Raw genomic sequence first — 4,863 nt, 5'->3', positions numbered from 1 at the left:
CGTTCCACCGCGTCAGGATCGCGCTCTCGCTCGTCACCGTCGGCGGCGTCGCGAAGAAGCGCGATTGCGGACGCAGCACCCGCACCGTGTCCCCCACCCGCGCCGTCAGCCGCGCCTGCAACGCCGACCAGTTATCGCCCACCACCGGTGCGATGCCGTCCAGCGTCACCCGCCACGGCCCCACCGTCACCATTTCACCCGGCCGCACCGCCGCCAGCCGCTCGGCGGTGAACGCGCTGTCGCACGCCATCCCCGCCAGGCTGACCGCCAGCCCCAGATGCGCGACCACCATGCCCCAGATCGGCAGCGGCGTGCGGCGCAGATTGCGCCCGCCCAGCGGCATCACGCTCGCCACCGCCAGCCCCGCCGCCAGTGCAAGCCCGAGCAGCGGCAGCACCCCCATCGCCGCCAGCACCAGCAGCCCGAGCAGCACCGCCGGCATCGTCGCGTCGCCAGCGCAGCAGCGGTCCGACCGCCATGGCCACGACGAGCGCCAGCGCGATCGGCCCCGCCGCCTTGTTGAAGAAGGGCGGCCCGACCGACAACTGCACCCCCAACGCCGCCGCCACGATCGGATACAGCGTCCCGATCAGCACCACGCCCAATATCACCGACAGCAGCAGGTTGTTGACCACCAGCCCGCCCTCGCGGCTGATCGGGGAGAACACCGTCCCCGCCTTCACCGTGCCGATGCGCCCCGCGAACAGCGCGAGCGCGCCGCCGATATAGATGGCGAGCAGCGCCAGGATGAAGGCGCCCCGCTCGGGATCGACGGCAAAGGCATGCACGCTGGTCAGGATGCCCGAGCGCACGAGGAAGGTGCCGATCATCGACATGGAGAAGGCGACCACCGCCAGCATCACCGTCCACGCCCTCAAGCCGTCACGCGCCGCCAGCACGTTCACCGAATGAAGCAGCGCGGTCGCCGCCAGCCACGGCATCAGCGAGGCATTCTCGACCGGGTCCCAGAACCACCAGCCGCCCCAGCCCAGCTCGTAATAGGCCCAGTAGGATCCCGCCGTGATCCCCAGCGTCAGGAACACCCACGCGCCCAGCACCCAGGGCCGCATCGCCCGCGCGAACGCCGGCCCGACGTCGCGCGTGACCAGCGCGCCGACCGCAAAGGAGAAGGCCACCGACAGCCCGACATAACCGGCGTAGAGCGTCGGCGGGTGGAAGGCGAGACCGGGGTCCTGCAACAACGGGTTCAGCCCCATGCCGTCGATCGTCGCCGGCACCCGGTCGAACGGGTTGGAGGAAAACAGCAGGAAAGCATAGAATCCCAGCGCGATGCCCGCCTGCGCGCCCAGCGTCGCGACCAGAGTGCGCACGTTTAGCACACGCTCGAACCGGGCAACGGCGGCACCCGCCACGCCCAGGATCGTCACCCAGAGCAGCATCGATCCTTCGTGATTGCCCCAGGCGCCGGCGAATTTATACAGCCACGGCTTGGCCGAATGGCTGTTCTCCACCACCAGGCGCACCGACATGTCGGATCGCAGGAACAGCGTGATCAGCAGCGCCATCGCCAATACGGCCAACGCGCCCTGCACGATGGCGACCGCACGAATGCCCTCGCGCGCCTGATCGCCGACCACATCGGTGCGACGCACGCCCAGCACCGCCAGCAGGATCTGCAACCCCGCCAGCGCCGCGGCGAACCATAATGCAGCGAGCCCGGCCTCGGCGATCATGGGGCCAGGGTCTTCGTTTCGTGCATCTTGCCGGCCATCTGCGGCGGCATGTACTTTTCGTCATGCTTGGCGAGCAGATTGGTCGCGACGAAGCGGCCATCGGGCTGGAACTGCCCTTCGGCCACCACCCCCGATCGTTCGCGGAACAGGTCGGGCACGATTCCCGCATAGACCACCGGCGTCGTGGCCGCGCCGTCGGTCACCGCAAAGCGCACCGTCACCCCGTCGGCCGCCCGCTGCACCGACCCCGCCGCCACCATGCCGCCCAGCCGCACCGCGCGGCCCAGCGGCAGGCCCTGCTTGGCGACATCGGACGGCGCATAGAAGAACGCGGCCTGATCCTTCAGCGCGGACAGCGCCAGCAGCGCGGCCGCGACGATCGCCGCCACCGCCAGCAGCGCCAGCCCGAGACGTTGATGTTTCGCGGTCATTTCTCGGCGCGCTTCATCGCCAGCCAGCTTACCAGCGCCAGCACGCCGCTACCCCCCAGCGCCACCGCATAGGCCGCCGCCACGAAGTACCAATGGTTCATGCCGCCGCCATCCGCCGCGCCCGCGCCTCGGCCTTTGTCCGCGCGAGCAGCATCCGCATCCGCATCAACACGATACCCGCGAACAGAAAGGTGAAACCGGCCATGGTGATCGGCAGCGGCCACAGGATCGCCCCGTCGATCGTCGACTTGGTCAACCCGATCGAGGGTCCCTGGTGCAGCGTGTTCCACCACACCACCGAATAGCGGATGATCGGCAACAATACGCTGCCCGCCACGCCGTACAGCGCCGGAATACGCCCGTCGCCGCCCTGCTCGGCATCGGCGCGCGACAGGGCGATATAGCCCAGATACACGAAGAACAGCAGCAGCATCGAGGTCAGCCGCCCGTCCCACTGCCACCATGTGCCCCAGGTCGGCCGCCCCCAGATTGCCCCGGTGATCAGACATATTGCGGCAAAGGTCGCGCCCGGCACCGCGATCGCGCGCCCCGCCACCTGCGCCAAAGGATGCCGCCACACCAGATAGGCGATGCTGGCAATCGCCAGGCTGCTCCACCCGCCCATGCCCAGCCACGCGGCCGGCACATGAATGTACATGATGCGCACCGTCTCGCCCTGCAGATAATCGGGCGGCGTCTGCGTCAGCCCGGCCCACGCCCCCAGCACGATCAGCGCGACACCCAGCCAGAAGCACGCCCCCGTCAACGGACGGGCGATCTTCAGAAACCGGGCAGGATTGGCAAGGGCATGAAGGCTCGGCACGATCCGCCCGTCTTAGGGCGCTTTCACCGCGCCGTCACGGGGATTTGGCGCCTTCGTTGCGCCATGAAATGCGAAACGGCCGGTGCTGTGCCCTCTCCCCCACGGGGAGAGGGGGGGGGGGGGGGGGGGGGGGGGGGGGGGGGGGGGGGGGGGGGGGCCGCCAAGCAATGCTGCGCCTGGGTCTGCCCCTCACCCTCCCACCGCTTCGCGGCGGGCCCCTTCCCTCTCCCCGAAAGGGAGAGGGATTTAGCAATTTACCGCCCGATCAACCGCTGCGCGATCTCGTCCGCCACGTCGGAAGCCGGATGCCCATTGGCGGCGCTTTCGCTCCACACCTGCTCCAGCCGGCCGGGGATCGTCGCGATGCGCGCCATCACCTCGGCCTCGTCACCCTGGCCCAGATATTCCAGCCCGACATTGATGATGCCGCCGGCATTGATGACATAATCCGGCGCATACAGGATGCCCGCGTCATGCACGCGGCGCCCATCGGCGCGCGTCGCCAACTGGTTGTTCGCGCCACCGGCGACGATCTTCGCCTTCAACTGCGGGATCGAACCCTCGTGCAGCACCGCGCCCAGCGCGTTCGGGCTGACAATGTCGGCATCGGCGAACAGGATCTGCTCCGCCGCCACCGCGGTCGCACCCAGCTCACCCGCCAGCGCCTGCGCCCGGCCCTCGTTGACGTCGGCCAGCGTCAGGATCGCGCCGTCCTTGGCCAGCAACCGGGCCAGGCCGCCGCCGACCGAGCCAACGCCCTGGATGGCGACGCGCACCCCCTTCATGTCGTCGGTGCCCAGGCCGCGCTTTGCCGCCGCCTTCACGCCCAGATACACGCCGTGCGCGGTATACGGCCCCGGATCGCCACCCGCCGCACCCGATGCGACCGGCAGGCCCGACACATAGCGCGTCTGGCCGGCGATCACCTTCATCCGCTCCTCGGACATGCCGACATCCTCGGCCGTGACGTAGCGACCACCGAGCGATTCGACGGCGCGGCCGAACGCTTCCAGTTGCGCGGTGGTGATCGTGTCGCCGGGATTGGCCGCCAGCACCACGCCCTTGCCGCCGCCCAGCTTCAGCCCGGCCATCGCGTTCTTGTAGCTCATGCCGCGCGACAGGCGCAGCGCATCGGTAATCGCACGGTCGGAGGTGGCATAGTGCCAAAAGCGCGCGCCGCCCGCGGCGGGGCCCAGATGCGTCGAGTGAACCGCAATCACCGCCTGCAATCCCGATGCGGGATCGCTGAACAGATGCACGCCCTCGTGCGCGTCGAAATCAGGGAAACCCCAGTCCGCCATGTCGTTTCCGATGCTGTGGGAAAGAAATGGGGCGACCGACGGGACTTGAACCCGCGACCCTCGGTACCACAAACCGATGCTCTAACCAACTGAGCTACGATCGCCACGAAGGATTGCGCCCCTAGCCGGGGGTTATCCTCGCGTCAAGGCTATCAGAAGCGGCCCTGCACCGAAAGTCGATATCCGCCCGGCCCCGGCGCGAACCCCAGCCGCCCCAGCCGCTCGATCGTCGCGGCGTCGCCGGCGGCCAGCGTCAGGTCCGCCGTATAGCGCCCGTCCGGCCGGATGCGCAGCGTCACCCCTTCCGTGCCCGACGTACCCGTAAGCGGCAGCAGCAGCGCGCCTGCGTCGCACCGCGCCATGCCCGACAGCGTCGGCGGCAGCGGCAGCACGCCGTCCTCCGTCGCCATCACCGCGCGCACGCGCCCGTCCGCCGATTCGCAGCTATCGTCACGAAACCGCACGCTCACTCCGTCCAGATCCAGGCTCGCCACCGGCAGGGGATTGAACACGCCCGTGACCGGCAGGCGCGCGGTAACGTCGTCCAGCGCCACCAGATGCCGCCCGATCTCGGCGGCACCCTCCAGCCTGTCTCTTATACACATCTCCGAGCC

At 69.2% G+C, this 4,863-nt stretch carries 4 protein-coding genes, 1 tRNA gene and 1 pseudogene; all 6 read right to left on the bottom strand.

Going from position 1 to position 4,863, the window contains the following annotated elements:
- A pseudogene (locus Q0U08_RS17800) lies at positions 1–1,694 on the bottom strand (heme lyase CcmF/NrfE family subunit); the annotation flags it as partial.
- Positions 1,691–2,125 carry a cytochrome c maturation protein CcmE gene (ccmE, locus tag Q0U08_RS17795; protein ID WP_298092978.1) on the bottom strand — a complete coding sequence of 145 codons (435 nt, stop codon included), beginning with the start codon at positions 2,123–2,125 and terminating at the stop codon, positions 1,691–1,693. The gene ccmE and the pseudogene Q0U08_RS17800, both read right to left, overlap by 4 nt.
- A gap of 97 nt (positions 2,126–2,222) precedes the next feature.
- Positions 2,223–2,948, bottom strand: a complete 726-nt coding sequence (gene ccmC, locus Q0U08_RS17790) for a heme ABC transporter permease CcmC (protein ID WP_298092977.1) — start codon at positions 2,946–2,948, stop codon at positions 2,223–2,225.
- Between the two features lie 254 nt (positions 2,949–3,202).
- Positions 3,203–4,249, bottom strand: a complete 1,047-nt coding sequence (locus Q0U08_RS17785) for a Glu/Leu/Phe/Val dehydrogenase family protein (protein WP_298092976.1) — start codon at positions 4,247–4,249, stop codon at positions 3,203–3,205.
- 27 nt (positions 4,250–4,276) lie between these two features.
- Positions 4,277–4,353, bottom strand: a tRNA-His gene (locus tag Q0U08_RS17780).
- Positions 4,354–4,401: 48 nt separating this feature from the next.
- Positions 4,402–4,863: type II secretion system protein N (gspN, locus tag Q0U08_RS17775; RefSeq protein ID WP_298092975.1), on the bottom strand; the 462-nt coding region annotated here is incomplete at its 5' end.

Source organism: uncultured Sphingomonas sp., from assembly GCF_946477935.1.
Classification (GTDB): domain Bacteria; phylum Pseudomonadota; class Alphaproteobacteria; order Sphingomonadales; family Sphingomonadaceae; genus Sphingomonas.
Note: the sequence above shows the minus strand (reverse complement) of the source record. Positions and strands in the feature narration are given on the sequence as shown.